This is a genomic window from Pseudomonas guariconensis (assembly GCF_024127895.1).
Classification (GTDB): Bacteria; Pseudomonadota; Gammaproteobacteria; order Pseudomonadales; family Pseudomonadaceae; genus Aquipseudomonas; species Aquipseudomonas guariconensis_B.
The window spans coordinates 23,006-49,547 of record NZ_JAMYBK010000032.1 but is presented as its reverse complement, the minus strand read 5'-3'; the positions used below and the strand labels follow the sequence as shown (position 1 = coordinate 49,547).

The following is a 26,542-nucleotide window of genomic DNA, read 5'->3' as shown; positions in this document are numbered from 1 at the left end:
GCATCGCCGATGGTAGTGTGGGGTTTCCCCATGTGAGAGTAGGTCATCGTCAAGATTCATTTCGCAAAACCCCTATCTGCGCGAGCAGGTAGGGGTTTTGTCTTTCTGGCGTCTGGCTGGGGATTGGCGGTGGCCCCATCGCTGGCAAGCCAGCTCCCACAGGTACAGCGCAGACCTGCAAGCCAGCGCCATCCCTGTGGGAGCCGGCTTGCCGGCGATTGGGCGCGAAGAGGCCCCGAAGGCCAGCCCAAAGCCTCACGCTTCCATCCTTTCTCCCACAGAGTACGCCGTTGCTGTCTCACTGCCTGTACCCGGTAGAGAGTGATATGGTTCCCTACCAGAATCGCTCCTCCCCAGAGATCCTCGATGACCGACACCACCTCACTGCATCCCGGCTTCATGATCATCCAGGGCAACCGCCTGGACGACCTGCGCAATCTGGTAGTGAACGTGATGCGCCATTACCCCCTGGCCCCCCTGGAGAACGAGATCGCCCTGGTCCAGAGCAACGGTATCGCCCAGTGGCTCAAGCTGGCCCTGGCCGAGGATCCGCAGGACGATGAACTGGGCGGTTGTGGCATCGCCGCAGCCATCGAGGTACAACTGCCGGGCAGCTTCATGTGGCAGCTGTACCGTCGGGTCCTGGGGCGCGACGAGATTCCGGAAGTCTCGCTGCTGGACAAGGCCCCCCTTACCTGGCGTCTGATGCGCCTGCTCCCCGAATTGATCGAACGCCCGCACTTCGAGCCTTTGCGCCGCTTTCTCACCGACGACAGCGACCTGCGCAAGCGCTACCAACTGGCCGAGCGCCTGGCTGACCTGTTCGACCAGTACCAGGTCTACCGCGCCGACTGGCTCAAGGACTGGGCTGCTGGCGAGCATGTGCTCAATACCGCCCGTGGCGAGCGCAAGCCCATGGCGGCGGGGAACCGCTGGCAGGCCGAGCTATGGCGGGCACTGCTCGAAGACGTCGGCGAGGCGGGCATGGCCCAGAGCCGTGCCGGCGTGCACCAGCGTTTCATGGCGCGTATCGACAGCTTGGAGCAGGCGCCCGCGGGGCTACCGCCACGGGTGATCGTCTTCGGCATCTCATCCTTGCCGGCCCAGGCGCTCGAGGCTCTGGCCGGCCTGGCGCGCTTCAGCCAGGTAGTGCTGTGCGTGCACAACCCTTGCCGCCATCACTGGGCCGACATCGTTGCCGACAAGGACCTGCTGCGGCATCAATACAAGCGCCAGCAACGCAAGCAGGGCATGCCCCTGCAACTGGACGACGAATCCCTGCACCAGCATGCCCACCCGCTGCTGGCCGCCTGGGGCAAGCAGGGCCGTGACTACATCAACCTGCTCGACAGCTACGACGACCCGGCCAGCTATCGTGGGGTCTTCAGCGACGGTCGCATCGACCTGTTCAGCGAAGGCCAGCCGACCACCTTGCTCGAGCAGTTGCAGGACGACATCCTCGAGCTGCGTCCCCTGGCAGAGACCCGCGCCCTTTGGCCGGCGGTCGATCCCGGCCAGGACCGCTCCGTGCGCTTTCATGTGGCCCACAGCCCACAGCGCGAGGTGGAGATCCTCCATGACCAACTGCTCGCCCGCTTCAGCGCCGACCCCACGCTACGCCCGCGTGACGTCATCGTCATGCTGCCAGCGATCGACAGTTATGCACCGCATATCCGCGCCGTGTTCGGCCAGCTCGATCGCAACGACCCACGCTACATTCCCTTCACCCTGACCGACCAGGGCCAGCGCGGCCGTGATCCGCTGCTGATCGCCCTGGAGCACCTGCTCAAGCTGCCGGACAGCCGCTTCGCCGTGAGCGAAGTCCTGGACCTGCTGGACGTGCCGGCCGTGCGTGCCCGCTTCGCCATCCAGGAAAGCGACCTGCCGACCTTGCACCGCTGGATCGAAGGCGCGGGCATCCGCTGGGGCCTGGATGCCGAGCAGCGGGCCACCCTGGGCCTGCCCGAGGGCCTGGAGCAGAACAGCTGGCGGTTCGGTTTGCGACGCATGCTGCTCGGCTATGCGGTCGGTATGGGCGAAGGATGCGATGGCATCGAGCCCTATGACGAAATCGGCGGCCTCGATGCTGCGCTGATCGGTCCGCTGGTGGCGTTGCTCGATGCCCTCGACGTGGCCTGCAAGGCCCTGGCGCAGCCCGCCACGGCAGCCCAGTGGGGGGAGCGCTTGCATGCCTTGCTGCAGGTGTTCTTCCTGGCCGGAAGCGAGCACGACGAGTTTCTCCTGATGCAGTTGCAGGAGCTGCGCGATAGCTGGCTGGCGACCTGCGAGGCCGTGGGCCTGCAGGACCCGTTGCCGCTCACCGTGGTGCGCGAGGCCTGGCTGTCGGGGCTGGACCAGGGCAAGCTGTCCCAGCGGTTTCTCGCCGGCTCGGTGAACTTCTGCACCCTGATGCCCATGCGTGCCATCCCGTTCCGGGTGGTCTGCCTGCTGGGCATGAACGACGGCGACTACCCCCGCGCCCAACCGCCGCTGGACTTCGACCTGATGGCCAGCGACTATCGCCCCGGCGATCGCTCCCGCCGCGAGGACGACCGCTACCTGTTGCTCGAGGCCTTGCTCTCGGCACGTGACCAGCTCTATGTCAGCTGGGTCGGACGCAGCATTCGCGACAACAGCGAGCGCCCTGCCTCGGTATTGATCGGCCAGCTACGCGACCACCTGGCCGCAGGCTGGCGTCTGGCCGGGGCCAAGGAGGGGCTGCGCCAGGACCCGGGTGAGCAGTTGCTGCACGCCCTGACCGTGGAACATCCGCTGCAGCCGTTCAGCCAGCGTTACTTCCAGAAAGGCAGCGCGCTGTTCAGCTATGCCCATGAATGGCAGGTGCTGCACCACGCCAGGGAGGTATCCACGGCGTTCGATGAGCCCTTGTCGCCCTATACCAGCGATGAGCCCCTGAGCCTGAGCCTGTTGCAGGATTTCCTTCGTCATCCTGTACGGCATTTCTTCAGCCAGCGTCTGAACGTATTTTTCGAAGCCCTGGAGGTGCCAACTCCGGATGAAGAACCCTTCGTCCTCGATGCCTTGCAGCGCTACAGCCTCAGCGAAAACCTGCTGGGGGCCGCGCTGGCCGATCCGGACAATGCCGAGCGTACCCTGCAGGCCCAGGCCCGGCGTCTGCAGGCCTGCGGTCTGCTGCCCCTGGCCGGCTTCGGCGAAATCCTCCAGGAAGAACTGATCCAGCCCTTGCCCGACCTGCTGCAACGTCACCGTCAATTGCTGCAGCGCTGGCCGACGGTGGTGGAGGGTGCCTTGCCTGTGCACTTCGAACAGGGCGCACAGCGCCTGGAAGGCTGGCTGGGCCGGGTCTACCAGGCTCAGGACCAGAGCCTGCTGAGCATCACGACCGTGCCCAATACCCTTGGCGCCGGGCGCAACAGCCTCAAATGGCACCGGCTGATACCCGCCTGGGTGATGCACTTGACCGCCTGCGCCGCCGGTTATCCATTGCACAGTGCCCTGGTGGCCAGCGACCTGACGCTGTTGCTCGAGCCGCTGCCGCAAGGCCAGGCGGCCGAACTGCTGGGCCACTTGCTGGTAGCCCGCCAGGCGGCGATGAATGCGCCGCTGCCGGTGGCGGCCAAGACGGCATTCGCCTGGCTCGCCCAGGGCGATCCGGACAAGGCCCTGGCCGCTGCCGCCCGTGCCTACGAAGGCGATGGCCAGAACAACTTCGGCGAACGTAGCGAAAGCCTGGCCCTGGCGCGGCAGTTTCGCGACTTCGCCGCGCTGTGCGCCGAGGAGACCTTCGAAGGCTGGTGCGAAACCCTGTACCGCCCCCTGTTCACCGCCCCCTGGCAAACCTTGGGCAACCCGGAGAGCGCCGCATGACCCAGGCACGCCCCCTGGCATTGAGTTTTCCCCTGCATGGCAGCCAGTTGATCGAAGCCAGCGCCGGCACCGGCAAGACGTTCACCATCTCGGCGCTGTACCTGCGCCTGATCCTCGGCCATGGCGGTGAGCAAGGTTTCGCCCGTGAGCTGCTGCCACCGCAGATCCTCGTGGTGACCTTCACCGATGCTGCCACCAAGGAACTGCGCGAGCGCATCCGCGCCCGCCTGGCCGAAGCCGCGCGTTTTTTCCGTGGCGAACTGGCCGAGGCCGACCCACTGCTCGAGCAGTTGCGCGACGACTACCCCAGCGAGCACTGGCCGCGCTGTGCCAGCCGCCTGGAGATCGCCGTGCAGTGGATGGACGAGGCCGCGGTATCGACCATCCACGGTTGGTGCCAGCGCATGCTGCGCGAACATGCCTTCGACAGTGGCAGCCTGTTCACCCAGAGCCTGGAGACCGATCACAGCGAACTGCTCGGCCAGGTCATGCGCGACTATTGGCGGCGCTTCTGCTATGGCATGCATGGCGAAGCCCTGGCCTGGGTCCGTCGGCACTGGGGCAGCCCCGATGCGCTGCTGCCCAGGATCCGCCCGCTGTTCGGCCGGGTGCGCGAGGAACAGGGCGACGAGTCGCTGCAAGGGCTCATCGAGGCGGCGCTGCGGCAGCGCGCCGAGCAACTCTGTCAGCTCAAGGCGCCCTGGGGCCAGTGGGCCGATGAGTTGCAGCGGATCTGCCGCGAGGCCGTGGCGGCCAAGCAGGTGGACGGCCGCAAGATGCAGGCACGCTACTTCGATCCGTGGTTCGACAAGCTGCGCGCCTGGGCCGCTGACGGCCAGGAAGCGCAACTCGAGCTGGGCACCGGTTTCACTCGCCTGACCCCCGCCGGCCTGGCCGAAGTCTGGAAGAGCGGCGAACCACCAGAGCATCCCGCGCTGCATGCCATGGAAAACCTGAGCCAGCAGCTCCAGGGCCTGGCCAGCCCCGATGCGCGCCTGCTCGAGCACGCCGCCGCCTGGGTATCGGCGCGCTTCGAGGTGGAGAAACGCCGGCGTGCCGAGATGGGTTTCGACGACATGCTCCTGCGTCTGGAGCATGCCCTTGCCAGCGAAGCCGGCGAACGCCTGGCCGGGCTGATCCGCGAGCAGTTCCCAGTGGCGCTGATCGACGAATTCCAGGACACCGACCCGATCCAGTACGGCATTTTCGAGCGCATCTACCGGATCAGCGAGAACCGCCCGGAAACCGGCCTGTTCATGATCGGCGACCCCAAGCAGGCGATCTACGCCTTCCGTGGCGCCGACATCTTCACCTACCTGGCTGCCCGTCGTGCCACCGCCGACCGCTTGCACAGCCTGGACACCAACTACCGCTCCAGCCAGGCCATGGTCGCCGCGGTCAACCGTATGTTCCTCCAGGCGGAGGCGCGTGGCGAAGGCCGCGGTGCCTTCCTGTTCCGTGAGGCGCAGGGCAACCCCTTGCCCTTCGTCGAGGTCCGTGCCAAGGGCCGCAGCGAGCAGTTTCTGGTCCAGGGCCAGCCGTGCGCCGCGCTGCAATGCTGGCTGCTGGAGAGCGATGAGCCGGTCGCCAGCACGCTGTACCGCCAGCGCCTGGCGGCCAGTTGCGCCAGCCATATCGTCGGGCTGCTCAATGGTGGTCAGCAGGGGCACGCCGGTTTTGCCGATGGCACAGGTGCGCTACGTCCTTGCCTGCCCTCGGACATTGCCATCCTCGTGCGCGACGGCCGCGAGGCGCAGTTGATCCGCGCCGAACTGGCGGCGCGTGATGTACGCAGCGTGTACCTGTCCGACAAGGATTCGGTGTTCGCCGCCCAGGAAGCCCACGACCTGCTGGCCTGGCTCAAGGCGTGCGCCGAGCCGGACTCCGAACGCCAGCTCAAGGCCGCGTTGGCGAGCCTCACCCTCGACCTGCCCCTGGCCGAACTGGAGCGACTGAACCAGGACGAACGGGTCTGGGAAGCCTGGGTCATGCGTTTTCGCCTGTACCGCGATACCTGGCAGCGCCAGGGCGTGTTGCCCATGTTGCGCCGCCTGCTGCACGACTTCCAGCTACCGCGCACGCTGATGGGGCGCAGCGACGGCGAGCGAGTGCTGACCAACCTGTTGCACCTGGCCGAGCTGTTGCAGCAGGCGGCCGGCGAGCTGGACGGCGAGCAGGCGTTGATCCGTCACCTGGCCGAGCACCTGGCCAGTGCCGGGCACGCCGGCGAGGAGCAGATCCTGCGCCTGGAGAGCGACGAGCAACTGGTCAAGGTGGTGACCATCCACAAGTCCAAGGGCCTTGAGTACCCACTGGTCTACCTGCCGTTCATCTGCACCAGCAAGCCGGTGGACGGCCAGCGCCTGCCTTTGGTCTGGCACGACAGCGACGGCCAGGCCCACCTGACCCTGACCCCCGATGACGAGCAGGTCGCCCGCGCCGACGATGAGCGCCTGGCCGAGGACCTGCGCCTGCTCTACGTTGCCTTGACCCGTGCCCAGCACGCCTGCTGGCTCGGCGTCGCCGACCTCAAGCGTGGCAACCAGAAGATCTCGCAGCTGCATCGCTCGGCCCTGGGCTACCTGCTCGGCGGCGGCTTGCCGTTGCCAGCGTCGAGCCAGCTGGCCGGCTGGTTGCAGGCCGTGCAGCAGGGCTGCCCGGAGATGGCCTGTATTGCCTTGCCCGAGGCCGACGAACAGCACTACCGGGCTCCCCACGACGAGCGTGAGCTGCTGCCTGCGCGCAAGCCGCGCCGCCCCGCTGCGGAGCATTGGTGGATCGCCTCCTACAGTGCCCTGCGTGTCGGCGACCAGACCCTTGGCGCCGACAGCTCCCAGGCCCAGCAATTGCTGGATGACGAACAGGTCGACGCCCAACTGCTGCGCGAAGTGCCTGCCGAGGGCGGTGATATCCATCGCTTTCCCCGGGGGCCGAACCCGGGCACCTTCCTCCATGGCTTGCTCGAATGGGCGGGGCGCGAAGGTTTCGCCGAGGTCAGCGGCAAGCCCGAACTGATCACGCGTACCGTCGGCCAGCGCTGCAACCGCCGCGACTGGACCGGCTGGATCCCGGCCTTGGATCAATGGCTGCGGCAACTGCTGGCCCAGCCGCTACCGTTGCAACCCGAGGGGCCGAGCCTGACGTTGGCCGGGCTACGCCAGTATCAGGTCGAGATGGAGTTCTGGTTCGCCAGCCACCAGGTCGACGCCGTGCGCCTGGACCGCCTGGTGGCCCGCCAGACCCACGGCGGCGCGGCGCGGCCAGCCGCCCAGCCGACCCAGCTCAACGGCATGTTCAAGGGCTTCATCGACCTGGTCTTCGAACTGGACGGGCGCTACTACGTGACCGACTACAAGTCCAACTGGCTCGGCCCGGACACCGCGTCCTACAACGCTCTGGCCATGGAGCAGACGATCCTCGAGCATCGCTACGACCTGCAGTACGTGCTCTACCTGCTGGCCTTGCACCGCCAGTTGCGCGCCCGCCTGCCCGATTACGACTACGACCGCCATGTCGGTGGCGCCCTGTTCATCTTCCTGCGCGGTGCCGACAGCAGCGGCCATGGCCTGTATTTCACCAAGCCACCGCGCACCTTGATCGAGGCGTTGGACGCGCTGTTCCGTGGCGTCCATGAGCCCGAGCAGCCAGACCTGTTTGCCGGAGCCACACCATGAGCCGACGTCTCGACGACCTGTTGCCCACCCCATTGCAGGCCGAGCAACTGGCCGCCCTGGCGCCATTGCGCGACAGTCGCGACCTGCTGGTACTGCTCGACCGTTGGGTCGAGCGCGGTTGGCTGCGGGCCCTGGACCGGGCCTTCGTGAGCTTTCTCGAAGAGCTTGCCCCCGGCAGCGATCCCTTGCTGCTGCTGGCGGCAGCCCTGGCCAGCCATCAGTTGGGCCATGGGCATGTTTGCCTGGACCTGGAGCAGACCCTGGCCGAACCGGACTTCGCCTTGTCGCTGCCACCGGAAGGCGATGCCCTGGCAGGCCCCCTGCTGTTGCCGTCGCAGTTGCTCGCCAGCCTTGGGCTGGACACCTGGCAGCAGCGCATCGCCCACAGCCCCCTGGTGGCTGCCGGCGCCACGCCAGGGCAGGGCTCGCGCCCACTGGTGCTCAGCGGCCGGCGCCTGTACTTGCGCCGCTACTGGAGCTACGAGCGTCGTATCGACGAGGCCTTGCGCCAGCGCCTGAGCCAGGATGAAGCCGTACCGGCGGACCTGCCCGCACGCCTAGCACCATTGTTCGAAGGCTCGGCTCCGGCCGGGCAAGTGGACTGGCAGAAGCTCGCCTGCGCCCTGGCCACCCGCGCCGCGTTCAGCATCATCACCGGCGGCCCAGGCACCGGCAAGACCACCACCGTGGTGCGCCTGCTGGCATTGTTGCAGGCGCCGGCGGTGGAGCAGGGTCGGCCGCTGCGGATACGCCTGGCGGCACCGACCGGCAAGGCTGCCGCGCGCCTGACCGAGTCCATCGGCCAGCAAGTGGAACGCCTGCCGGTGGATATCGCGGTTCGCGAGCAGATCCCCACCGATGTCAGCACCGTCCACCGCCTGCTCGGCAGCCGCCCCGGCTCACGGCATTTCCGCCACCATGCTGGCAACCCGCTGCCGCTGGACGTGCTGGTGGTCGATGAAGCCTCGATGATCGACCTGGAGATGATGGCCAACCTGCTCGACGCCCTGCCGCCGCGTGCGCGGCTGGTGCTGCTGGGGGACAAGGACCAGTTGGCCTCGGTGGAAGCTGGCGCGGTATTGGGCGACTTGTGCCGCGATGCCGAGGACGGCTGCTATTCCCCCGCCACCCGCGCCTGGCTGGAGCAGGTCGGTGGCCAGTCGCTTGAGGGCAGCGGCCTGCAGGCCGGCGATGCGCAGCGCAACCCGCTGGCCCAGCAGGTGGTGATGCTGCGCCATTCTCGGCGTTTCGGCGAGGGCAGCGGTATCGGCCAGCTGGCGCGCCTGGTCAATCGCCAGCAGGTGCAGGCAGCTCGCGACTTGTTGACGATGCCACCGGCCGATGTGTTCGGCCTGGCCCTGCGTGGTGAGCATGATCGTGCTTTCGACCGCCTGCTGCTCGATGGCCTGGGCCGTGACGAAACGGGGCCGCAGGGTTATCGCAACTACCTGCGGGCCATCGGCCGTCACCGTCCGCCCCACGGCACGCCAGCCGATGATCCCCGTTGGGAGCGGTGGGCCGGCCAGGTCCTGCGCAGTTTCGAGGATTTCCAGCTGTTGTGTGCGGTGCGCAAGGGCCCCTGGGGTGTCGAAGGGCTCAATGAGCGGGTGGCACGGGTACTGGGCAACGCCGGCCTGATCGACAGCCAGCAGCCCTGGTACGAAGGCCGCCCAGTGCTGGTGACCCGCAACGACTATGGCCTGGGCCTGATGAACGGTGATATCGGTATCGCCTTGCGTCTGCCGGACGAGCAGGGCGAGCCGGTACTGCGCGTGGCCTTCCCACGCAACGATGGCAGTGGCGGGGTGCGTTTCGTCCTGCCCAGCCGGCTCAACGAGGTGGAGACGGTGTTCGCCATGACGGTGCACAAGTCCCAGGGTTCGGAGTTCAGCCATACCGCCCTGGTATTGCCGGATGCGCTCAACCCGGTGCTGACCAAGGAGCTGGTCTACACCGGGATCACTCGGGCCAAGCATTGCTTCAGCCTGGTCGAGCCGCGGATGGGCGTGTTCGAGGAAGCAGTGGGGCGCCGGGTGCGGAGGATTTCCGGGTTGATGCTCGAGCAGGTCTGAGGGGCCCGACCCATCTGGAGATCGCTGGGACGCGACGTGGCCCCAGATGGTATGCCCCTCAGCATTAATCTCATGACAGCCTTATGCTATCGTTGCGGCAATATCTGAAAGGATTTTGAGAGATTTCTCACATGATCGTGGCTGTCCCGCCCTGGGGACGAGTGACGGGCCGTGTACTTTCGTTGCTGATGGGCGTCCTGCTGCTATTCGCTGGCCCCGCCCAGGCAGACACCCCCGCGACCGCCATCCAGGCGCAGCAACGAGCCAAGGCCGTGACCCAGGTAGTACTGGGCATTCTCAGCTATGCGCGTTGGCCGGTGGAACCTGTGCCCCTGCGCCTGTGCCTGGTCGGCCCCACCGAATACGCCGACGACCTGATCAAGGGCAACGTGCAGAACTCCGGCCAGCCATTGCAGGTCCGGCGCCTGCTGGCCGACGATGGGCGCATTGCCGGCGCCTGCGATGCCGTCTATATCGGCAAGCTCGACAGGGGCGAGCGTGATCGCCTGTTCCAGGCGATCAGCGGCCATCCGGTCTTGAGCATCAGCGAGGCCGACGATCCCTGTACCGTGGGTAGCCTGTTCTGCCTGCGGGTCGCTGACGCGCAGGTGGCCTTCGAGGTGAACCTCGACTCGGTGGCGCGCAGTGGCGTACGTATCCACCCCAGCGTGTTGCAGCTGTCTCGACGGCGGGCGGTGCAGCCATGAAGTCGACGACCAAGCGGGCCACTCGCCCGACCCTGCGTTCCGTACTCGGCCGCGGCCACCTGGGAGTGGCCCTGCTGGCGGTGGGCCTGGTCGGGGTCTCCCTGACCCTGCTGGGCGTGCTCGCCCTGCGTGTCTATGCCAATCACAACCTGCACCTGATCGCGCGCTCGATCAACTACACGGTGGAAGCCGCCGTGGTGTTCGATGACAGCCCCGCGGCCAACGAGGCCCTGGCCGTGATCGCCGCCACCGAGGAGGTGGCCGACGCCAAGGTCTTCGACAGGGAGGGCGAGCTCCTGGCGCACTGGCAGCGTGCCGAGGATGGGATGCTCAGTCACCTGGAAGCCAAGGTGGCCAGCGCGCTGCTGGACGAGCCGATCAACCTGCCGATCATGCATGGCCAGCAACAGGTCGGGCATATGGAGTTGGTCGGCCAGGGGCGCAACCTGCTGCGCTTCCTGCTCAGTGGCCTGGCCGGGATCCTCTTTTGCACGGTCCTCAGCGCCGTCCTTGCCATCCATCTGTCGCGTCGCTTGTTCGGCAATATCATCGGCCCGCTGCGCAGCCTGGCCAGCGTGGCTCATGCCGCCCGCCGCGAGCGCAGTTTCGACCGGCGCGTGCCCGAGGCGCAGATCGCCGAGCTCAACGAGTTGGGCAACGACTTCAACGCCCTGCTCGATGAACTGGAGGTTTGGCAGAGCCACCTGCAGAGCGAGAACGAGACCTTGGCCCATCAGGCCAGCCACGACAGCCTGACCGGCCTGCCCAACCGTGCCTTCTTCGAAGGGCGCCTGAGCCGTAGCCTGCGCAACGCGGCCCGGCAGCAGGAACACCTGGCGGTGCTGTTCCTCGACAGCGACCACTTCAAGCAGATCAACGACAGCCTTGGCCATGCCGTGGGCGACGAGGTGCTGGTCAGTGTCGCCAGCCGGGTGCGGGCGCAGTTGCGCGAGCACGACCTGGTGGCCCGCCTGGGCGGTGACGAGTTCGCCGTGCTGCTGACTCCGCTGCATTCGCGGGAGGACGCGCAGGGTATCGCGGAGAAGATCGTCGACAGCATGACGCTGCCGATCCAGCTGGAGAACGGCAGCATCACCACCTCGCTGAGTGTCGGCATCGCCTATTACCCGGACGATGGCGACGACCCCGCCAGTCTGCTCAATGCCGCCGACGCGGCGATGTACCAGGCCAAGCGCATGCGCCGTGGCCATTGGCAAGTGGCCCAGCCGGAGCGCTGAGCCGCTGATGTTAAACACAGGAGCTTAATCGTGATTCACCGTTTTCCGTCATTGCGTTTTCCTTGCTTGGCCATGTTGCTGGTGCTGCTGGCGCTGGCTGGCTGCCAGAGCGTGCCACCCAAGGGCCTGACTGCCGAGCAGATTGCCGCGCTCAAGCGCGAGGGCTTCTCGCCGACCGATGAAGGCTGGGCGTTCGACCTGTCGGGCAAGGTGCTGTTCGGCAGTGACCTGGACAGGCTCAACAGCCAGAGCCAGGCCATCGTCGAACGCATCGGCAAGACACTGGTGGCGGTGGGTATCCCGCACGTACGCATCGACGGCCATGCCGATGCGTCGGGCCGCGCCGCCTACAACCAGCAGTTGTCCGAGCGCCGGGCGCAGAGCGTGGCGCGGGTGCTGGTCGGTATCGGCATGCAGCCGCAGAATATCGAGACCCGAGGCCTTGGCAGCAGCCAGCCGGTGGCTGACAACCGCACCCGCTTGGGGCGAACCGAGAATCGCCGGGTGTCGATCGTGGTGGCGTCGGACTGAGTGGCCTGGGGCGCGAAGCGGCCCCAACAGGGTTGTAAAGCCTGAGACGGCAGCCCCAGGCTCACGTGTGGGCAAACCGCATCTCTCGGGTTTCCCCCATCAACAACGGCGCATTGGCCTCGGTCACCTCGCGAATGTAGTCCCACAGCAAGGTGATGCGCTTGAGCTTGCGCAAGTCCTCCCGGCAGTACATCCAGAACTGCCGGGTGATATCCACCTCCACCGGCAGCACGTTGATCAGCCGAGGGTCCTGGGCCGCCAGGAAGCACGGCAGGATGGCCAGCCCACGCCCCTGCAGCGCAGCCGTGTACTGGGCGATCACGCTGGTGCTGCGCAGGTGGGCATTGGCGTTGGGGATCAGGTTGGCCAGGTACAGCAGCTCGGAGCTGAAGGCCAGGTCGTCGACATAGCTGATGAACGGATGGCGCACCAGGTCGGCGACCTGGCGGATCGGCTCGTGGCTGTCCAGGTACGCCTGGGTGGCATACAGCCGCAGGCGGTAGTCGCACAGCTTGCAGCACACGTAGGGCCCATGCTCGGGACGCTCCAGGGCGATGACGATGTCCGCCTCGCGCTTGGACAGGCTGATGAAGTGCGGCAGCGGCAGGATGTCCACCGAGATGGCTGGGTAGGCGTCGACGAAGTGGCTCAACTGCGGGGTGACGAAGAAACTGCCAAAGCCCTCGGTACAGCCCATGCGAACATGCCCCGACAAGGCCACACCTGAGCCGGACACCTGTTCGCAAGCCATGTGCAGGGTGCTTTCGATCGACTCGGCATAGCCCAGCAGGCGCTGGCCCTCGGCGGTGAGGACGAAGCCGTTGGTCCGCGATTTCTCGAACAGCAGCGTGCCCAGCGCCCCCTCCAGCGAGCCGATGCGCCGCGACACCGTGGTGTAGTCCACACCCAGGCGCTTGGCTGCGCTACTGGCCTTGCGGGTGCGCGCCACTTCCAGGAAGAACTTCAGGTCGTCCCAGTTCAGCGAACTCAGGGAGGTGAGGTCTTTTTGCATGATGATCCGGTTTTTTTGTGCGTTCTTGTTGGATGTTTGCACATCTATACTCGAAACAGACCCAAGAGCGCCACCTCGCGTTTGCCCGGCGCTGGCGATCTCGTCCCGACAATAATTCCAAGGAGAGCGCAGATGAACGCACCCCACACCCCCGACCAGGCCAAGGTCGAGCAGGTCAAGCTGCTGATCGACGGCCAGTGGGTCGAGTCCAAGACCACCGAGTGGCGCGATATCGTCAACCCGGCCACCCAGCAGGTGCTGGCACGGGTGCCGTTCGCCACCGTGGAGGAAGTCGATGCCGCCGTGGCGGCTGCCCAGCGCGCCTTCGCCACCTGGCGCGAAACCCCGATCGGCGCCCGCATGCGCATCATGCTCAAGCTGCAGGCGCTGATCCGCGAGCACACCAAGCGCATCGCCCAGACCTTGAGTGCCGAGCAGGGCAAGACCCTGGCCGACGCCGAAGGCGACATCTTCCGCGGCCTGGAAGTGGTCGAGCACGCTGCGTCCATCGGCACCCTGCAGATGGGCGAGTTCGCCGAGAATGTCGCCGGCGGCGTGGACACCTACACCCTGCGTCAGCCGATCGGCGTGTGCGCTGGCATCACCCCGTTCAACTTCCCGGCGATGATTCCGCTGTGGATGTTCCCCATGGCCATCGTCTGCGGCAACACCTTCGTCCTCAAACCGTCCGAGCAGGACCCGCTGTCGACCATGCTACTGGTGGAGCTGGCGCTGGAAGCCGGCGTGCCGGCCGGTGTGCTCAACGTGGTGCATGGTGGCAAGCAGGTGGTGGACGCCATTTGCACCCACCCGGACATCAAGGCGATCTCCTTCGTTGGCTCCACCGAGGTCGGCACCCACGTCTACAACCTGGCCAGCCAGCATGGCAAGCGCGTGCAGTCGATGATGGGCGCGAAGAACCACGCCGTGGTGCTGCCCGACGCCAACCGCACCCAGACCATCAATGCCCTGGTCGGAGCTGCCTTCGGCGCGGCCGGCCAGCGCTGCATGGCCACCTCGGTGGCGGTGCTGGTGGGCAAGGCCCGCGAATGGCTGCCGGACATCAAGGCCGCGGCCAGTCAGCTCAAGGTCAACGCCGGTTGCGAGCCGGGCACCGATGTCGGCCCGCTGGTTTCCAAGCGCGCCAAGGAACGTGTGCTGGGCTTGATCGAAAGCGGCATCGAGGAAGGCGCCACGCTCGAACTCGATGGCCGCGACGTCAAGGTACCGGGCTACGAGCAGGGCAACTTCGTCGGCCCGACCCTGTTCTCCGGCGTGACCACCGACATGCAGATCTACACCCAGGAGATCTTCGGCCCGGTGCTGGTGACCCTGGAGGTCGATACCCTCGACGAGGCCATCGCCCTGGTCAACCGCAACCCGTTCGGCAACGGTACCGGCCTGTTCACCCAGAGCGGCGCGGCGGCGCGCAAGTTCCAGAGCGAGATCGACATCGGCCAGGTCGGCATCAACATCCCGATCCCGGTGCCGGTGCCGTACTTCAGCTTCACCGGGTCCCGTGGCTCCAAGCTGGGCGACCTGGGCCCGTACGGCAAGCAGGTGGTGCAGTTCTACACTCAGACCAAGACCGTCACCGCCCGCTGGTTCGACGACGACAGCCTGGGCGACGGCGTGAACACCACCATCAGCCTGCGCTAAGGAGATCGCCATGCGCATCGCATTCATCGGTTTGGGCAACATGGGCGCGCCCATGGCCCGCAACCTGATCAAGGCCGGGCACGCATTGAACCTGTTCGACCTGAACAAGGCCGTGCTCGCCGAACTCGCCGAGCTGGGCGGGCAGGTCAGCGCCTCGCCCAAGGACGCTGCCGCCAACAGTGACCTGGTGATCACCATGCTGCCGGCTGCGGCCCATGTGCGCAGCGTCTATCTCGGTGACGACGGCGTGCTGGCCGGCGTGCGTCCCGGCACGCCGACCGTGGATTGCAGCACCATCGACCCGCAGACCGCTCGGGAGGTGTCGAAGGCCGCGGCGGCCGAGGGCGTGGACATGGGCGATGCGCCGGTGTCCGGCGGTACCGGGGGCGCCGCGGCCGGCACCCTGACCTTCATGGTCGGGGCCAGCAACGAGCTGTTCGCCACCCTCAAGCCGGTGCTGGAGCAGATGGGCCGTAACATCGTGCACTGTGGTGAGGTCGGCACGGGCCAGATCGCCAAGATCTGCAACAACCTGCTGCTGGGCATCTCGATGATCGGCGTGTCCGAGGCCATGGCCCTGGGCAATGCCCTGGGCATCGACACCCAGGTGCTGGCCGGCATCATCAACAGTTCCACGGGCCGTTGCTGGAGTTCGGACACCTACAACCCATGGCCGGGCATCATCGAGACCGCCCCGGCGTCGCGGGGCTACACCGGCGGCTTTGGTGCCGAACTGATGCTCAAGGACCTGGGCTTGGCCACCGAAGCGGCGCGTCTGGCCCACCAGCCAGTGATCCTTGGCGCCGTGGCCCAGCAGCTGTACCAGGCCATGAGCCTGCGTGGCGAGGGTGGCAAGGATTTCTCGGCGATCATCGAGAGCTATCGCAAGAAGGATTGATGCGCGAGGTGGACTTCATCGCGGGCCAGGTGGCCTTCCCCATGTAACTGCGCACCTTGGGGAAGGGCATCTGCTCCGCGATTTTTTTGCCGTCCGGGAAATGCATTCGATTGATGGACCGCTGCAAGTGGGCTGCTTTGCAGCCCATCGCGGGCAAGCCCATCCAGAGGCCCTGCAGGGCCCAAGAGCAATCAGGCGAAGACGAAGTACTTGCGTACGGTCTCGACCACTTCCCAGGTCCCCTTCATCCCTGGTTCGATGACGAACACGTCACCGGCCTTCAGGTGCTTGGGCTCCTCACCTTCCGGGGTGACGATGCAGTAGCCGTCGAGGAAGTGGCAGTACTCCCACTTCTCGTAGTTGACCTCGAACTTGCCAGGGGTGCAGATCCAGGTGCCCATGATCTTGCTGCCATCGGCCGACAGGTAGGCGTTGAGGTTGACCGTGTGCGGATCGCCGCCGATGCGCTTCCACTTGGTGGCATCGACCACGGGGGTCGGGCAGGTTTCGCGTAGGACGGTGATGAAGTCGGACATGGCAGGGCTCCAGGTGAATGGCTGAATGACGCATCACCATAGGGGCTGTGGCTGAGGGGGAGTTGCCTGGGCTCGACGCCCAAGTGCCTGGACGCGCTATCGGGGGCTCGCCAGCGCATTCACTTCCACGGTGACATGGGCCAGCTCCTCATGGACATCAAGTACCCGGCGAACGTCGTCCGCATCCAGTGGCGCGCGGGTCGCTAGGCTGAGGATGCAGGCGTACTGGTCCTTGCCGACGCGCCACACGTGCAGGTCGGTAATGGTGGCGGGCATCGGCAGTTGTGCCACCGATTCGCGGATCTCCTCGACCACCGGCGCATCCATCTCGGCGTCCAGCAACACCCGCCCAGTGTCGCGTAGCAAGCCTCGGGCCCACCATGCCACCAATACTGCACCCACCAGGCCCATCACCGGGTCGAGCCAACCCGCGCTCCAGAACTTGCCCGCCAGCAGGGCGATGATCGCCAGTACCGAGGTGGCAGCATCGGCGATCACATGCAAGTACGCTGAACGCAGGTTCAGGTCGTGGTGATGACCATGGTCGTGATGATGGTCGTGGCGGTGGTGATGGTGTGAGTGATCGTCGCGCAGCAGCCAGACGCAGATGAGGTTCACCGCAAGGCCCGAGGTTGCGATGGCGATTGCCTGGTCATAGTGGATCGGGCCCGGTGCCAGGAGTCGCTCGACCGACTGGAAAGCCATCAACCCCGCAACGCCCAGGAGTAGCAGCGCGCTGGAGTAGCCGCCGAGGATCTCGATCTTCCAGGTACCGAAGGCGAAGCGCCGATCGCCTGCATAACGCCGTGCGGCGGCATAGGCCAGCAGTGAAAGCCCCAGGGCCAGGGCGTGGGAGCTCATGTGCCAGCCGTCGGCGAGCAGGGCCATGGAGTTGAAGAACCAGCCCCCGGCGATTTCCACCACCATCATTACGGCGGTGAGCCATACCGCCAGGCGTGTCTTGCGTTCTGCGCCCAGGTTGCTGGTGTGGAACTGGTGACTGTGCAGCCACTTGTCCGAGGTTTGCTCCACCATGGTTTATCATGCTCCGCAAATGATCGAAAATATACTATACCCCAGTATACCTACCATGGTGCGAGACTGAATGGCACATACTGTCAATGGCAAGAAGCAATTGCTGACCCGCGTGCGCAAGATCAAAGGCCAAGCGGCGGCTCTGGAAACTGCGCTGGAGCAGGACAAGGACTGTCTAGCCATCCTGCAGCAGATCGCTGCTGTACGGGGGGCGGTGAACGGGTTGATGGCTGAGGTAATGGAAGGGCATATCCGCGAGCACTTGGTGGCGGACGGGCTGAGTGCTGAGGCGCGGCAGGAAGAGGTGGACAAAGTGGCGTCGTTGTTGCGGTCTTACCTCAAGTAATGAGGTCGAGGGCTGCTGTGCAGCCCATCGCCGGCACGCTACACAATGGGCAGTGGTGTTCACGCATCAATACCCCCAAGGGGTATCAACTACCTCACGCCCACCAATAGCGCACGAAATGGAAGAACACCGGCGCCGCGAAGCACACCGAGTCCATGCGATCGAGCATGCCGCCATGGCCCTCGATCATGTGCCCCCAATCCTTCACCCCACGGTCGCGCTTGATCGCCGACATCACCAGCCCGCCGAAGAAGCCCATCGTGTTCACCGTCAGGGCCATCAGCGCGGCCTGCCAGAAGCTGAACGGGGTGATCCAGCACAGCAGCGCACCGACCAGGGTGGCCAGGGCGACGCCGCCGGCCAGGCCTTCGACGGTCTTCGATGGCGACAGGTTGGGTGCGACCTTGTGCTTGCCGAACAGCTTGCCGCAGACGTACTGCAACACGTCGCTGATCTGCACCACGAGGATCAGCCAGGCGATCAGCAGCAGGTTGCGGCCTTCATAGCCGGGGATGTCCAGGGTCATCAGCGCCGGCACCGAGGACAGGCAGTACACCGCGATCATCAGCCCCCACTGCACCTTCGAGGCACGCTCGAGAAAGCGCGTGGTGTCGCCGCCGAAGCTCGCCAGGATCGGCAGGAAGAGGAACAGGTACACCGGGATGAAGATGCTGAACAGGCCGTACCAATCCATGGCGATCAGCAGGTACTGCACCGGTAGCGCCAGGTAGAACGCTCCCAGCAGCGCCGGGTAGTCGCTGCGCCGGGTCGGGGTGAGGGTCATGAACTCGCGCAGGGCGTAGAACGAGACGAAGTAGAACAGCAGGATCACGCCGTACTTGCCGAACACGAAGGCGAGGCCGATCACCAGCACCATCACCCACCAGGCGTTGATACGTGCGTTGAGGTTGTCGATCACCGCATGCGGCGCAGGGCCGGCACGCCACTTGAGCAGGCGGCCGATCACGCTGGCGAGCAGCAGCAGGGCGCCGATGCCGGCGAACAGGGAAAGGGTGTTGTCGTCCATTTCAGGCATCCTTCGGGGCCAGGTTCAGCAGGGCCTGGCTGGCCCGCTCGAGAAAGGCCTGCTTGCTTTCGTCGGCCTGCAGGCGGATCGGTTCGCCGAAACTCAAGGTACACAGCAGCGGCAACGGCAGGGCACGGCCCTTGGGCATCACCCGGTTGAGGTTGGCAAGCCACACCGGGACCAGTTCGATGTCGGGGTTGGCCGCTGCCAGGTGGAACAGGCCACTCTTGAACGGCAGCAGGGGCTCCTCGCCCAGGTTGCGGGTGCCCTCGGGGAAAAAGATCAACGAGTCTCCCTGGGCCAGGGCATCCAGCACCGGTTGCAGCGGGTTGTCGTGGGGGTTGCCGCCCTGGCGGTCGATGAGCACGCCGTTGAAGACCTTGCGGATGAGGAAGTCGCGGATACCGGGCTTGCTCCAGTAGTCGGCACCGGCCACTGGACGCGTGCGGCGGCGCAAGGGCTCTGGCAGCGAGGCCCAGAGCAGCACGAAGTCGCCGTGGCTACTGTGGTTGGCGAAGTACAGGCGCTGCACCGGTTGGGGTGTGCAGCCCAGCCACAGGGCGCGTGCGCCAGTGATCAGGCGCGCGGCGCAGGTGATGGCGAAGGCGGTCAGGGCGGCGAGCATGGCACGTTCTCATCCAGTGAAAGGGAGTGTCAGCAGGGTAGCGAGGGCCAGTAGGCCGTGGCCGCTTCGTACACCATCAGCCTGCCCGCTGCGCCAGGCTGACACTGAAGATGCCCCATTCGTCGATGCGCTGGGCGATCTTGCGAAAGCCTGCCGCCTCCACCAACTGGTCCATCTCTGCCTGGCTGCGGCGGCGCATCACCCAGGCCTGGCCGTCGCGGTGGCTGGTCAGGGCGCGGGCGATCATCTCCAGTTGCGGGTGCCAGGGCTGGCCGGTGTAGACCAGGTAGCCGCCAGGCTCGACGGCATCGGCCAGGCCTGCCAGGGAGTTGCCCACCAACTGATTGCTGGCGAACAGCTCGTAGAGGCCCGAGACCACCGCCAGGGTCGGACGTGGGTCGAGGGCGGCCAGGCCTTGGCGGTCGAAGGCGTCGCCTTGGACGAAGCGGGCGATCTCGTCCAGGCCTTTCTCGGCGATCAGTGCGCTGCCTTGCTGCACGTTCAGTTCGCTGTAGTCGCGCAGCAGGATCGAGTCGGGCAACTGTTCCAGGCCTTGCAGGGCCTCGAGGATGTAGCGGCCATGGCCGGCGGCGATATCGACGATATGCACCCTGCATTGCTGCGCGCGCAGGTGCTGGATGGCCAGGCGCAGCAGTTCCTCCGCATGCTGCTTGCGCTGGCGGATGCCGCGCCAGCCGATGGCATCGAGGTAGTTGCGGTCGATCCATTCGCCCAGCTTGCCCTTGCCGCAGGGCTGGTTGCGGTAGACGTAGTCGAGGGTGCTGCCGGAGTCGAAGCCGGTTTCGAAGCCCAGCTTCACGCCGTCCGAGAAGCCCTTGCCCAGGCGCAGGCCGGCACGGGTGGCACGCCAGTAGAGGTCGCGGGGCGAGTGACGCGGCAGCGGTGCGGCCAGGCACTCGGCCTCGGCGCAGCTGGCGCCGACCTTGTCGGCATCGAGCAGCGAAGGCCGCGGGGCGGGGGCGTCGAAGCAGTGTTCGACGAAGCGCTGGATACGCGCCAGGGCGTGGCCGCGATCACGTTCGCCGAGGGTGTCGTGGAAGAAGCCCGGGAGGATGTGCAGTTCCTTGCGCGTGCTGCCCAGGCGCTCGAAGAAGCGCTCCTGCGGCTTGCGTTCGACCACCAGGTCGGTGCCGGAGACCAGCAACTGAGTCGGTACCTGGATCGCCTGGGCATCGGCGAGCACCCGCTCGGCCGCCTCGTACAGGCCCAGCAGCATGGTCACCGAGATCGGTCGGCTGATCAGCGGGTCGGCCACGTACGACATGACCCGCTCCGGGTCATGGGTGAGCAGGCGCGGCTTGACGTAGCTGTTGACGAAGAAGTTGCCACGCAAGGCCTTCAGCAGTTTCAGCCCTGGGCGGGCGAAGGGCACGTAGAGCTTGACCTTGAAGGCCGGCGAGGCGAGCACCAGGCAGCGTACCCTGGGCGCATAGTCATGGGCCCAGGTGGCCACCAGCACGGCGCCGACGCTCTGCGCCAGCACCACCATGTCCTGCTCCGCGATGCCGTGCTGGGCCTGGATATGCTCGATGAAGGTCTGCACGTCGCGCACGCTGGTGGCGAAGCTCGGGCTGTCACCACGTGCGCCCGGCGACTGGCCGTGGCCGCGGGCGTCCCAGGCGAAGAAGTCGTAGCCGGGCATGTCCAGTTCGTCGGCCAGGTGGGCCATGCGCCCGCCATGCTCGTGGCCGCGGTGGAACATCACTACCGCCCGGCGCGGCTGGTGTTCGTTGCGGGTAGCGGGCCAGTGGCGGTAATGCAGCTCGACACCGTCATGGGTCGGGAAGTGCAGCGATTGCGCTTGGCGCATGGCGAAGGTCCTTGTCCGGCGAGGTCAGCGGGTTTCGGCCAGCCCTTGGCGAACCCGGTTGTAGAGGGTATAGAGCGAGAGCGCCAGGATGACCAGCAACAGGCCGTCGATCCATGCCGCATTCAATACCCCGAAGGCGACTCCGGCCCCCAGCACGCCGAAGGCAAACGCCCGGTCGCTCTTGCCCATCGGCCCGTCGTAGCGCCGCGAGGCTCCGGCCAGCGGCCCCATCACCCCGGCGTATTCGCTGATCAGCGATGCCAGCACGACCAGCACCACCAGGGTAGACGACACACCCGGCAGCAGGGCGAATGGCAGGTACAGCGCGGCATCGGCGATCAGGTCGCACAGTTCGTTGAGGTAGGCGCCCAGCTTCGACTGCAGGCCGAACTCCCGGGCGAGCATGCCATCGACCGCATTGAGCGCCATGCGCAGCAGCATCCAGATCGGAACCAGGATGAACAGCCAGGCCATGTGGCTTTGCCAGGCCAGCAGCAGGCCGAGCAGTACCGATACGAGCGCGGCGGCGACGGTGACCTGGTTGGCGGTGACGCCACGCTCGTACAAGCGCTTTACCGCAGGGCGCAGCAAGGCTTGGAAGCGGGGTTTTAGCTGGTAGATGGATGGCACGGTGAGCTCCCTGTCATGGTGCGGCTTCAAGGCGCAAACCTAGAGGATTATTTTGTGTAACGGCAAGCGCGATATTCCAACGGTGTGAAAGGATCGATCAAGCGGGAACGGAGTCAGCGGCTTTGTGTAAACGTGATTTTTGAATTGTAAACAATGCTGGTTTACAGTTTAAAAATAGAGTTTACAGGGGCTGGTATGGACAATCTGCGAAAGGAAGTCGGGGCTTATCTGGAGTCGATGCTGGGTGCCAGCGTCCAGACCAGGATTTCCCTGCTGAAACTCCCGTTTCATATCAAGGATGCGTACCAGCCAGTCGAGGTGAGATTGGGGCTCGGCTCGTTAGCGGATCTGGAACTGCTCTTGCTGGTACCGCGAGAGAGCCGCTATCCAGGCGTGATAGCCCTGAACAAGCATCTCGACCAGATCCGCAAGGCGACGGACGCGACTATCGTGCTGGCTTTCGCCTCTCTTTCCGCCCATGAGCGACGCAGCCTTATCGGTCATCGGATCAATTTCATCCAGCCACGCTATCAGATGTTCATCCCCGAGATAGCCATTGACCTGCGCGAGCGCTTTCGCCAGCGCAAACCCGTGCTGTCCGGAGCTGGCCTGTTGCCTGCGACCCAGGCGGTTCTCTTGCAATCCCTCTATGGGGGTTGGGCTAGCCATGACGTCTTCTCTTCGGTCGACATCCTTGGGGAATACACCTACAGCCGGGTCACCTTGGGCAAGGTGCTTGAGCAACTCCAGGCCCTTGGGTTGCTTGTACCGGTGGCCGATCGGGTGAACATCAATCGTTACGAATTCAAGGCTTCTGCGCCGGAAATTTTCAGCCAGGCCAGGCAGTATTTCCGTTCGCCTGTAAAGCGAAGGGTTTTCATCGATTCGACGTTGCAATTGGGTAACGGTGTGTTCCTTGCCGGGGAAGCGGCATTGGCCGAGTACACATTGCTCGCCGCACCTGGCCGGCCTGTTTATGGCATGACCCGGAAGGTTTTCTCGCGTCTGGAGGGAGAGGTTTTCAGGGTCACTGAGGATGTCGACCAGATCAGGGCAGAGGTTGAAGTCTGGTCATACGCTGGACTGCCGAACGAGGCCAATCTGGCCGACAAGGCCTCATTGCTGTTGAGTCTCGAAGAAAACCCCGATGAACGTATTCAAATGGCATTGGATGAAATCAGGGAGAGTATTCATTGGCTATCAGGGGACTAGAGCTATTCGCTGAGCATTTCAAAGGATACGGCGATCAGTACGTCATGATCGGTGGCGTGGCGGCTTGGCTGGTGATGGACGAGGCGGGCGGTGAGTTCCGAGCCACCAAGGATCTCGACATCGTGCTGATCATCGAGGCACTGGATGCCGCTTTCGTCAATCAATTCTGGCACTTCATTCGCGATGGCGGTTATCGCGTCAGGCAGCGCAGCGGAGACCGGCCGATCCTCTATCGGTTCCAGAATCCTGCGAAGGAAGCCTATCCTGCACAGATCGAGTTGTTCTCTCGCAAGCCAGAGGGGCTTGGTCACGAAGAGGGTGAAACACTGACGCCCATTCCCTCCGGCGAGGCAGTCTCCAGCTTGTCGGCAATTCTTCTCGACGACGCGTACTACGCGTTTCTGCTGGAAGCTCGCCAAGTTGGCAGTGATATCACGCATATCGGTGCGTCATGCCTCATCCCGTTCAAGGCCAAGGCATGGCTGGACCTGTCGAGGCGAAAGGACGCCGGTGAGCAGGTGGATAGCAGGAATATCCGCAAGCACAGGAACGATGTCCTTCAATTGAGTTCGTTGCTTTCCGAAGAGCCGATACCGCTGCCAGAGGTACTTCAGCAGGATATGGCGGTGTTTCTTGAGCGCATTGGAAAAGAGCAGGTCAGGCTCAAGGACCTGGGGCTTTCAGGTGAGCTGGAAACCTATGTCGAGCGATTGAAGGCAATATTCGGCGTGACGACCAGAACGGCAACGCAGCCTTGATGTGGTTAGCAACGTGCTCGCGGTTGCAGCGGGACCGGCTGAGACGAGTCTCACTCTGTCTCCAGTCGCCTTGCCAACGCCGCCGCATAGCCTGGCAATGCCTCGAAGTCCCGGGCACACAGCAACAACTGGCGATTGGCCCAGTCTTCGGTCAAGGCCGTCCAGCACAAGGGTAGTATCCCTTCCCAGCGGTGCACGGCAGCCAATGGCACCACGCCGATCCCAGCCCCTCCGGCGACCATGCGCAGCACACCATCGAACCCCTCGGCCCGCACCCGTACCTGCATGCGCCGCCCTTCGCGCAGGGCTTGTTCCTCCAGGTACAGGGCCAGGGCACTGTTGGCACCCAGGCCGACGTGGCCATGGGCGAGGCTGTCGACGAAGGTGGGTGCGTCGTGTTTGGCCAAGGGATGGCCGAGGGGCATCACCAGCACGAGCGGATCGGCGCGAAACGGCCGGGTCTGCAAATGCTCGTTGGGCGCAGCGGTGGAGATGATCCCCAGGTCGGCCATGCCTTGGCTGATCGACTGTACGATGCGCAGGCTCGGCAACTCCTGCACATCCACGCTGACCCCAGGGTGCTCGACGAGGTACGCGGCCAGCAGTTCCGGCAGGTATTCGGTCAGCGCGGCGGTATTGCACAACAAGCGCACCTGGCCCTGTTGGCCTTGGGCGTACTGGGCCAGGTCGTATTGCAGGCGCTCGACCTGTTGGCCGATCAGCCGGGCATGCTGCAACAGGGCCTGGCCGGCTGGGGTAGGCTGCACGCCACGGCGATTGCGCTCGAGCAGGGGAATGCCGAGGGACGCCTCCATGGCGCGGATACGGGCGCTGGCGGCGGGCAGCGACAGGTGGCTGCGGCGGGCGCCGGCGGTGATGTTGCCGCATTCCAGGGTGTGCTGGAACAGCGTGAGGTCGGTCAGGTCGAAATGCATCAGCCTCTGTCCTGGCAAGAGTCTGGCTGAGTATATGGCAGATTTTCCCAAGCCCCCGGGCCGGGCACCATGGGTCCATGAATACTGTCCTCGAGTTCTACCAGAACATGGGCCTGGCACTGTCGCTGCTGGTGCTCCTGACCTTCTTCCTGGCCGGCGCGGTCAAGGGCGTGATCGGCCTCGGGCTGCCGACCATCGCCATGGGCATGCTGGGCCTGGCTATGGCGCCGGCGCAGGCTGCTGCCTTGCTGATCGTGCCCTCCACCGTGACCAACCTCTGGCAACTGGCTGCCGGCGGGCACCTGCGCGTGCTGCTGCGCCGATTGGCCGGCATGTTGTCGATGATCTTCGTCGGTACCTTGCTCGGCAGCGCCTGGCTGGGCATCGACAGCGGCCCCTGGGCGGCGCATGCACTGGGTGGGGCGCTGCTGGTGTATGCCTTGTACGGGCTGGTGGGGCCGACAGTGTCGGTGGTGCCGCGGCGGGAGTGGTGGTTGGGCCCGTTGTGTGGCCTGGCGACGGGTGTCGTGACGGCGGCGACGGGCGTGTTCGTGATGCCGGCGGTGCCCTACCTGCAGAGCCTGGGGTTGTCGCGCGACGAGATGGTCCAGGCCCTGGGCCTGGCGTTCACGGTTTCCACCTTCGCCCTGGCCTTGGGCCTGGCAGGGCAGGATGCGCTGGGTGGCCAGGCACTGGGCGCATCACTGCTGGTGCTGGTACCCGCCCTGCTGGGGATGCTCGGCGGCCAGTGGCTGCGCCAGCGCATCAGTGCCCCGCTGTTCAGGCGCTGCTTCTTCATCGGCCTGGCGCTGCTGGGGGGGCACCTGCTGGTCAACGGGTAGCGGAGGACGGGCTGAGCATTTCGATCAGCTGGATATCGAAGTCGCGCTCCAGGTAGTCCATGCGCCGTTCGAAGAACTCGCGCATATGCGGCAGGGCCGAATGCACGTCCAGGTCGGCCTTGCTGGCCCACACCTCGTAGAACACGAACAGGCTCGGGTCTTCCTTGTCGCGCAGCATGTGGTACTCGATGCAACCCGGCTCCTGGCGGCTGGGCTCGACGTAGGCACGGAACAGTCGTTCGAAGGCTTCGGCCTTTTCCGGGCGGGTCTTGGCTTGGAGGATGAAGGCGTATTGCTCGGTCATGGAGAGGGCCTTGGGAATGGGGAGGTGTCAGAGTCTAAGGCAACAATATGGTTGTCATTCATGATTTGAGCGCAAATGTATTTTGCGTTGGGGTCTCTTTTTCCTCCTCCGCTGGATACCTACTCTACCGCCATCCAACTTGACTCGATCGGCGGCTCACTGGCCTCGGATCGACACCACCTTACGAGGCCCCCATGAAAAAGATCCTCCTGCTCAACGGCGGCAAACGCTTCGCTCACTCCGACGGTCGCCTGAACGAGACCCTGCACGATGTCGCCCTGGCCCACCTGGACCGCGCCGGTTTCGACGTGAAGCAGACCTATATCGACGGCGGCTACGACATCCGGGAAGAGGTGGAAAAGTACCTTTGGGCCGATGTGGTGATCTACCAGATGCCCGGCTGGTGGATGGGCGCGCCCTGGACCGTCAAGCAGTACATCGACGAAGTCTTCACCGCCGGCCACGGCAGCCTGTACGCCAACGACGGCCGCACCCGCTCCGATGCTTCGCAGAAGTACGGCAGCGGTGGGCTGGTCCAGGGCAAGCAGTACATGATCTCGGCCACCTGGAACGCACCGCAACAGGCCTTCGATGACCCAGCCGACTTCTTCGAGGGCAAGGGGGTGGATGCGGTGTACTTCCCGTTCCACAAGGCCAACCAGTTCCTGGGCATGAGTGGGCTGCCGACCTTCCTGGCGGTGGATGTGATGAAGCGGCCGGATGTGCCGGCGACCGTGGCGGCCTATGAGGCGCACCTGGACAAGGTGTTCGGCAAGGCCCAGTGATGGGGCCTGGGGCTGCGAAGCGGCCCCCTTGCAGGA

Annotated in this window: 22 protein-coding genes; 13 read left to right on the top strand and 9 right to left on the bottom strand. The window is 65.3% G+C overall.

From position 1 onward, the window contains the following. The first annotated feature begins 366 nt into the window (after window positions 1-366). The 6 genes from recC to NJF35_RS22380 all read left to right on the top strand — a co-directional run bounded on the left by recC (window position 367) and on the right by NJF35_RS22380 (window position 12,071). The gene (gene recC / locus NJF35_RS22405) at window positions 367-3,849 is read left to right on the top strand and encodes an exodeoxyribonuclease V subunit gamma (RefSeq protein ID WP_225790552.1); all 3,483 of its coding nucleotides are present in this window, start codon (window positions 367-369) and stop codon (window positions 3,847-3,849) included. Beyond that, window positions 3,846-7,523 (top strand): exodeoxyribonuclease V subunit beta, encoded by a 3,678-nt coding sequence (recB, locus tag NJF35_RS22400; protein WP_225790551.1) that lies wholly within the window; start codon window positions 3,846-3,848, stop codon window positions 7,521-7,523. The genes recC and recB overlap by 4 nt, the downstream gene beginning before the upstream one ends. Continuing rightward, window positions 7,520-9,595: an exodeoxyribonuclease V subunit alpha gene (recD, locus tag NJF35_RS22395; RefSeq protein ID WP_225790550.1), complete on the top strand. Its 2,076-nt coding sequence runs from the start codon at window positions 7,520-7,522 to the stop codon at window positions 9,593-9,595. Before recB ends, recD begins: the two co-directional genes overlap by 4 nt. Window positions 9,596-9,726: 131 nt before the next feature. Continuing rightward, the gene (locus NJF35_RS22390; RefSeq protein WP_225790549.1) at window positions 9,727-10,302 is read left to right on the top strand and encodes a YfiR family protein; all 576 of its coding nucleotides are present in this window, start codon (window positions 9,727-9,729) and stop codon (window positions 10,300-10,302) included. Next, window positions 10,299-11,540 carry a diguanylate cyclase domain-containing protein gene (locus NJF35_RS22385; protein WP_225790548.1) on the top strand — a complete coding sequence of 414 codons (1,242 nt, stop codon included), beginning with the start codon at window positions 10,299-10,301 and terminating at the stop codon, window positions 11,538-11,540. Before NJF35_RS22390 ends, NJF35_RS22385 begins: the two co-directional genes overlap by 4 nt. Before the next feature lie 72 nt (window positions 11,541-11,612). Continuing rightward, window positions 11,613-12,071 carry an OmpA family protein gene (locus NJF35_RS22380; protein ID WP_225790553.1) on the top strand — a complete coding sequence of 153 codons (459 nt, stop codon included), beginning with the start codon at window positions 11,613-11,615 and terminating at the stop codon, window positions 12,069-12,071. 61 nt (window positions 12,072-12,132) lie between these two features. Here the strand turns inward: NJF35_RS22380 and NJF35_RS22375 are convergent, their stop codons facing one another. Next, window positions 12,133-13,083 carry a LysR family transcriptional regulator gene (locus NJF35_RS22375; RefSeq protein ID WP_225790547.1) on the bottom strand — a complete coding sequence of 317 codons (951 nt, stop codon included), beginning with the start codon at window positions 13,081-13,083 and terminating at the stop codon, window positions 12,133-12,135. A 132-nt stretch (window positions 13,084-13,215) separates the two neighbouring features. Here NJF35_RS22375 and NJF35_RS22370 point away from each other — a divergent pair, with 132 nt between their 5' ends. Continuing rightward, complete coding sequence (locus NJF35_RS22370; protein ID WP_225790546.1) at window positions 13,216-14,742, top strand: CoA-acylating methylmalonate-semialdehyde dehydrogenase; 1,527 nt, start codon at window positions 13,216-13,218, stop codon at window positions 14,740-14,742. A gap of 10 nt (window positions 14,743-14,752) precedes the next feature. Then, a complete protein-coding gene (gene mmsB / locus NJF35_RS22365) occupies window positions 14,753-15,640 on the top strand; it encodes a 3-hydroxyisobutyrate dehydrogenase (RefSeq protein ID WP_225790545.1) in 888 nt (295 codons plus the stop codon). 191 nt (window positions 15,641-15,831) lie between these two features. On the opposite strand, the gene NJF35_RS22360 is transcribed toward mmsB, so the two are convergent. Next, window positions 15,832-16,176: a cupin domain-containing protein gene (locus NJF35_RS22360; RefSeq protein WP_023631693.1), complete on the bottom strand. Its 345-nt coding sequence runs from the start codon at window positions 16,174-16,176 to the stop codon at window positions 15,832-15,834. Between the two features lie 96 nt (window positions 16,177-16,272). Next, the gene (gene dmeF, locus NJF35_RS22355; protein ID WP_225790544.1) at window positions 16,273-17,211 is read right to left on the bottom strand and encodes a CDF family Co(II)/Ni(II) efflux transporter DmeF; all 939 of its coding nucleotides are present in this window, start codon (window positions 17,209-17,211) and stop codon (window positions 16,273-16,275) included. A 70-nt stretch (window positions 17,212-17,281) separates the two neighbouring features. Between dmeF and NJF35_RS22350 the strand changes: the two genes are divergently transcribed. Then, window positions 17,282-17,557, top strand: a complete 276-nt coding sequence (locus NJF35_RS22350; protein WP_225790543.1) for a metal/formaldehyde-sensitive transcriptional repressor — start codon at window positions 17,282-17,284, stop codon at window positions 17,555-17,557. Between the two features lie 94 nt (window positions 17,558-17,651). On the opposite strand, the gene NJF35_RS22345 is transcribed toward NJF35_RS22350, so the two are convergent. The 4 genes from NJF35_RS22345 to NJF35_RS22330 all read right to left on the bottom strand — a co-directional run bounded on the left by NJF35_RS22345 (window position 17,652) and on the right by NJF35_RS22330 (window position 21,670). Beyond that, window positions 17,652-18,584 carry a phosphatidate cytidylyltransferase gene (locus NJF35_RS22345; RefSeq protein WP_225790542.1) on the bottom strand — a complete coding sequence of 311 codons (933 nt, stop codon included), beginning with the start codon at window positions 18,582-18,584 and terminating at the stop codon, window positions 17,652-17,654. 1 nt (window position 18,585) lies between these two features. Next, window positions 18,586-19,209 (bottom strand): lysophospholipid acyltransferase family protein, encoded by a 624-nt coding sequence (locus tag NJF35_RS22340; RefSeq protein WP_225790541.1) that lies wholly within the window; start codon window positions 19,207-19,209, stop codon window positions 18,586-18,588. A gap of 76 nt (window positions 19,210-19,285) precedes the next feature. After that, entirely contained in the window at window positions 19,286-21,040 is a 1,755-nt protein-coding gene (locus tag NJF35_RS22335; protein ID WP_225790540.1) for a bifunctional alpha/beta hydrolase/class I SAM-dependent methyltransferase, read from the bottom strand. Between the two features lie 24 nt (window positions 21,041-21,064). After that, window positions 21,065-21,670, bottom strand: coding sequence for a CDP-alcohol phosphatidyltransferase family protein (locus tag NJF35_RS22330; RefSeq protein WP_225790539.1), 606 nt, complete (start codon window positions 21,668-21,670; stop codon window positions 21,065-21,067). A 195-nt stretch (window positions 21,671-21,865) separates the two neighbouring features. On the opposite strand from NJF35_RS22330, the gene NJF35_RS22325 reads away from it, so the two are divergent. Together NJF35_RS22325 and NJF35_RS22320 are read left to right on the top strand one after the other, a co-directional pair. After that, complete coding sequence (locus tag NJF35_RS22325; protein WP_253091494.1) at window positions 21,866-22,882, top strand: hypothetical protein; 1,017 nt, start codon at window positions 21,866-21,868, stop codon at window positions 22,880-22,882. After that, complete coding sequence (locus tag NJF35_RS22320) at window positions 22,864-23,640, top strand: hypothetical protein (RefSeq protein WP_225790537.1); 777 nt, start codon at window positions 22,864-22,866, stop codon at window positions 23,638-23,640. The genes NJF35_RS22325 and NJF35_RS22320 overlap by 19 nt, the downstream gene beginning before the upstream one ends. Before the next feature lie 50 nt (window positions 23,641-23,690). Here the strand turns inward: NJF35_RS22320 and NJF35_RS22315 are convergent, their stop codons facing one another. Then, window positions 23,691-24,575 carry a LysR family transcriptional regulator gene (locus tag NJF35_RS22315; protein WP_225790536.1) on the bottom strand — a complete coding sequence of 295 codons (885 nt, stop codon included), beginning with the start codon at window positions 24,573-24,575 and terminating at the stop codon, window positions 23,691-23,693. Between the two features lie 77 nt (window positions 24,576-24,652). Between NJF35_RS22315 and NJF35_RS22310 the strand changes: the two genes are divergently transcribed. After that, window positions 24,653-25,417 carry a sulfite exporter TauE/SafE family protein gene (locus tag NJF35_RS22310; RefSeq protein WP_225790535.1) on the top strand — a complete coding sequence of 255 codons (765 nt, stop codon included), beginning with the start codon at window positions 24,653-24,655 and terminating at the stop codon, window positions 25,415-25,417. On the opposite strand, the gene NJF35_RS22305 is transcribed toward NJF35_RS22310, so the two are convergent. After that, window positions 25,407-25,721: a putative quinol monooxygenase gene (locus NJF35_RS22305; protein ID WP_253091493.1), complete on the bottom strand. Its 315-nt coding sequence runs from the start codon at window positions 25,719-25,721 to the stop codon at window positions 25,407-25,409. The genes NJF35_RS22310 and NJF35_RS22305 overlap by 11 nt on opposite strands. 194 nt (window positions 25,722-25,915) lie before the next feature. Between NJF35_RS22305 and NJF35_RS22300 the strand changes: the two genes are divergently transcribed. Continuing rightward, window positions 25,916-26,506: an NAD(P)H-dependent oxidoreductase gene (locus tag NJF35_RS22300; RefSeq protein ID WP_225790533.1), complete on the top strand. Its 591-nt coding sequence runs from the start codon at window positions 25,916-25,918 to the stop codon at window positions 26,504-26,506. Window positions 26,507-26,542 lie beyond the last annotated feature (36 nt).

What these genes read in the sequence shown, in the direction of transcription:
- NJF35_RS22345 (WP_225790542.1), bottom strand. Translation starts at nt 18,584, where the DNA reads ATGGACGACAACACCCTTTCCCTGTTCGCCGGCATCGGCGCCCTGCTG.
- NJF35_RS22315 (WP_225790536.1), bottom strand. Translation starts at nt 24,575, where the DNA reads ATGCATTTCGACCTGACCGACCTCACGCTGTTCCAGCACACCCTGGAA.
- NJF35_RS22335 (WP_225790540.1), bottom strand. Translation starts at nt 21,040, where the DNA reads ATGCGCCAAGCGCAATCGCTGCACTTCCCGACCCATGACGGTGTCGAG.
- NJF35_RS22360 (WP_023631693.1), bottom strand. Translation starts at nt 16,176, where the DNA reads ATGTCCGACTTCATCACCGTCCTACGCGAAACCTGCCCGACCCCCGTG.
- NJF35_RS22370 (WP_225790546.1), top strand. Translation starts at nt 13,216, where the DNA reads ATGAACGCACCCCACACCCCCGACCAGGCCAAGGTCGAGCAGGTCAAG.
- NJF35_RS22340 (WP_225790541.1), bottom strand. Translation starts at nt 19,209, where the DNA reads ATGCTCGCCGCCCTGACCGCCTTCGCCATCACCTGCGCCGCGCGCCTG.
- NJF35_RS22375 (WP_225790547.1), bottom strand. Translation starts at nt 13,083, where the DNA reads ATGCAAAAAGACCTCACCTCCCTGAGTTCGCTGAACTGGGACGACCTG.
- mmsB (WP_225790545.1), top strand. Translation starts at nt 14,753, where the DNA reads ATGCGCATCGCATTCATCGGTTTGGGCAACATGGGCGCGCCCATGGCC.
- dmeF (WP_225790544.1), bottom strand. Translation starts at nt 17,211, where the DNA reads ATGGTGGAGCAAACCTCGGACAAGTGGCTGCACAGTCACCAGTTCCAC.
- NJF35_RS22300 (WP_225790533.1), top strand. Translation starts at nt 25,916, where the DNA reads ATGAAAAAGATCCTCCTGCTCAACGGCGGCAAACGCTTCGCTCACTCC.
- NJF35_RS22385 (WP_225790548.1), top strand. Translation starts at nt 10,299, where the DNA reads ATGAAGTCGACGACCAAGCGGGCCACTCGCCCGACCCTGCGTTCCGTA.
- recB (WP_225790551.1), top strand. Translation starts at nt 3,846, where the DNA reads ATGACCCAGGCACGCCCCCTGGCATTGAGTTTTCCCCTGCATGGCAGC.
- recC (WP_225790552.1), top strand. Translation starts at nt 367, where the DNA reads ATGACCGACACCACCTCACTGCATCCCGGCTTCATGATCATCCAGGGC.
- NJF35_RS22305 (WP_253091493.1), bottom strand. Translation starts at nt 25,721, where the DNA reads ATGACCGAGCAATACGCCTTCATCCTCCAAGCCAAGACCCGCCCGGAA.
- NJF35_RS22310 (WP_225790535.1), top strand. Translation starts at nt 24,653, where the DNA reads ATGAATACTGTCCTCGAGTTCTACCAGAACATGGGCCTGGCACTGTCG.
- NJF35_RS22380 (WP_225790553.1), top strand. Translation starts at nt 11,613, where the DNA reads ATGTTGCTGGTGCTGCTGGCGCTGGCTGGCTGCCAGAGCGTGCCACCC.
- NJF35_RS22390 (WP_225790549.1), top strand. Translation starts at nt 9,727, where the DNA reads ATGATCGTGGCTGTCCCGCCCTGGGGACGAGTGACGGGCCGTGTACTT.
- NJF35_RS22350 (WP_225790543.1), top strand. Translation starts at nt 17,282, where the DNA reads ATGGCACATACTGTCAATGGCAAGAAGCAATTGCTGACCCGCGTGCGC.
- NJF35_RS22325 (WP_253091494.1), top strand. Translation starts at nt 21,866, where the DNA reads ATGGACAATCTGCGAAAGGAAGTCGGGGCTTATCTGGAGTCGATGCTG.
- recD (WP_225790550.1), top strand. Translation starts at nt 7,520, where the DNA reads ATGAGCCGACGTCTCGACGACCTGTTGCCCACCCCATTGCAGGCCGAG.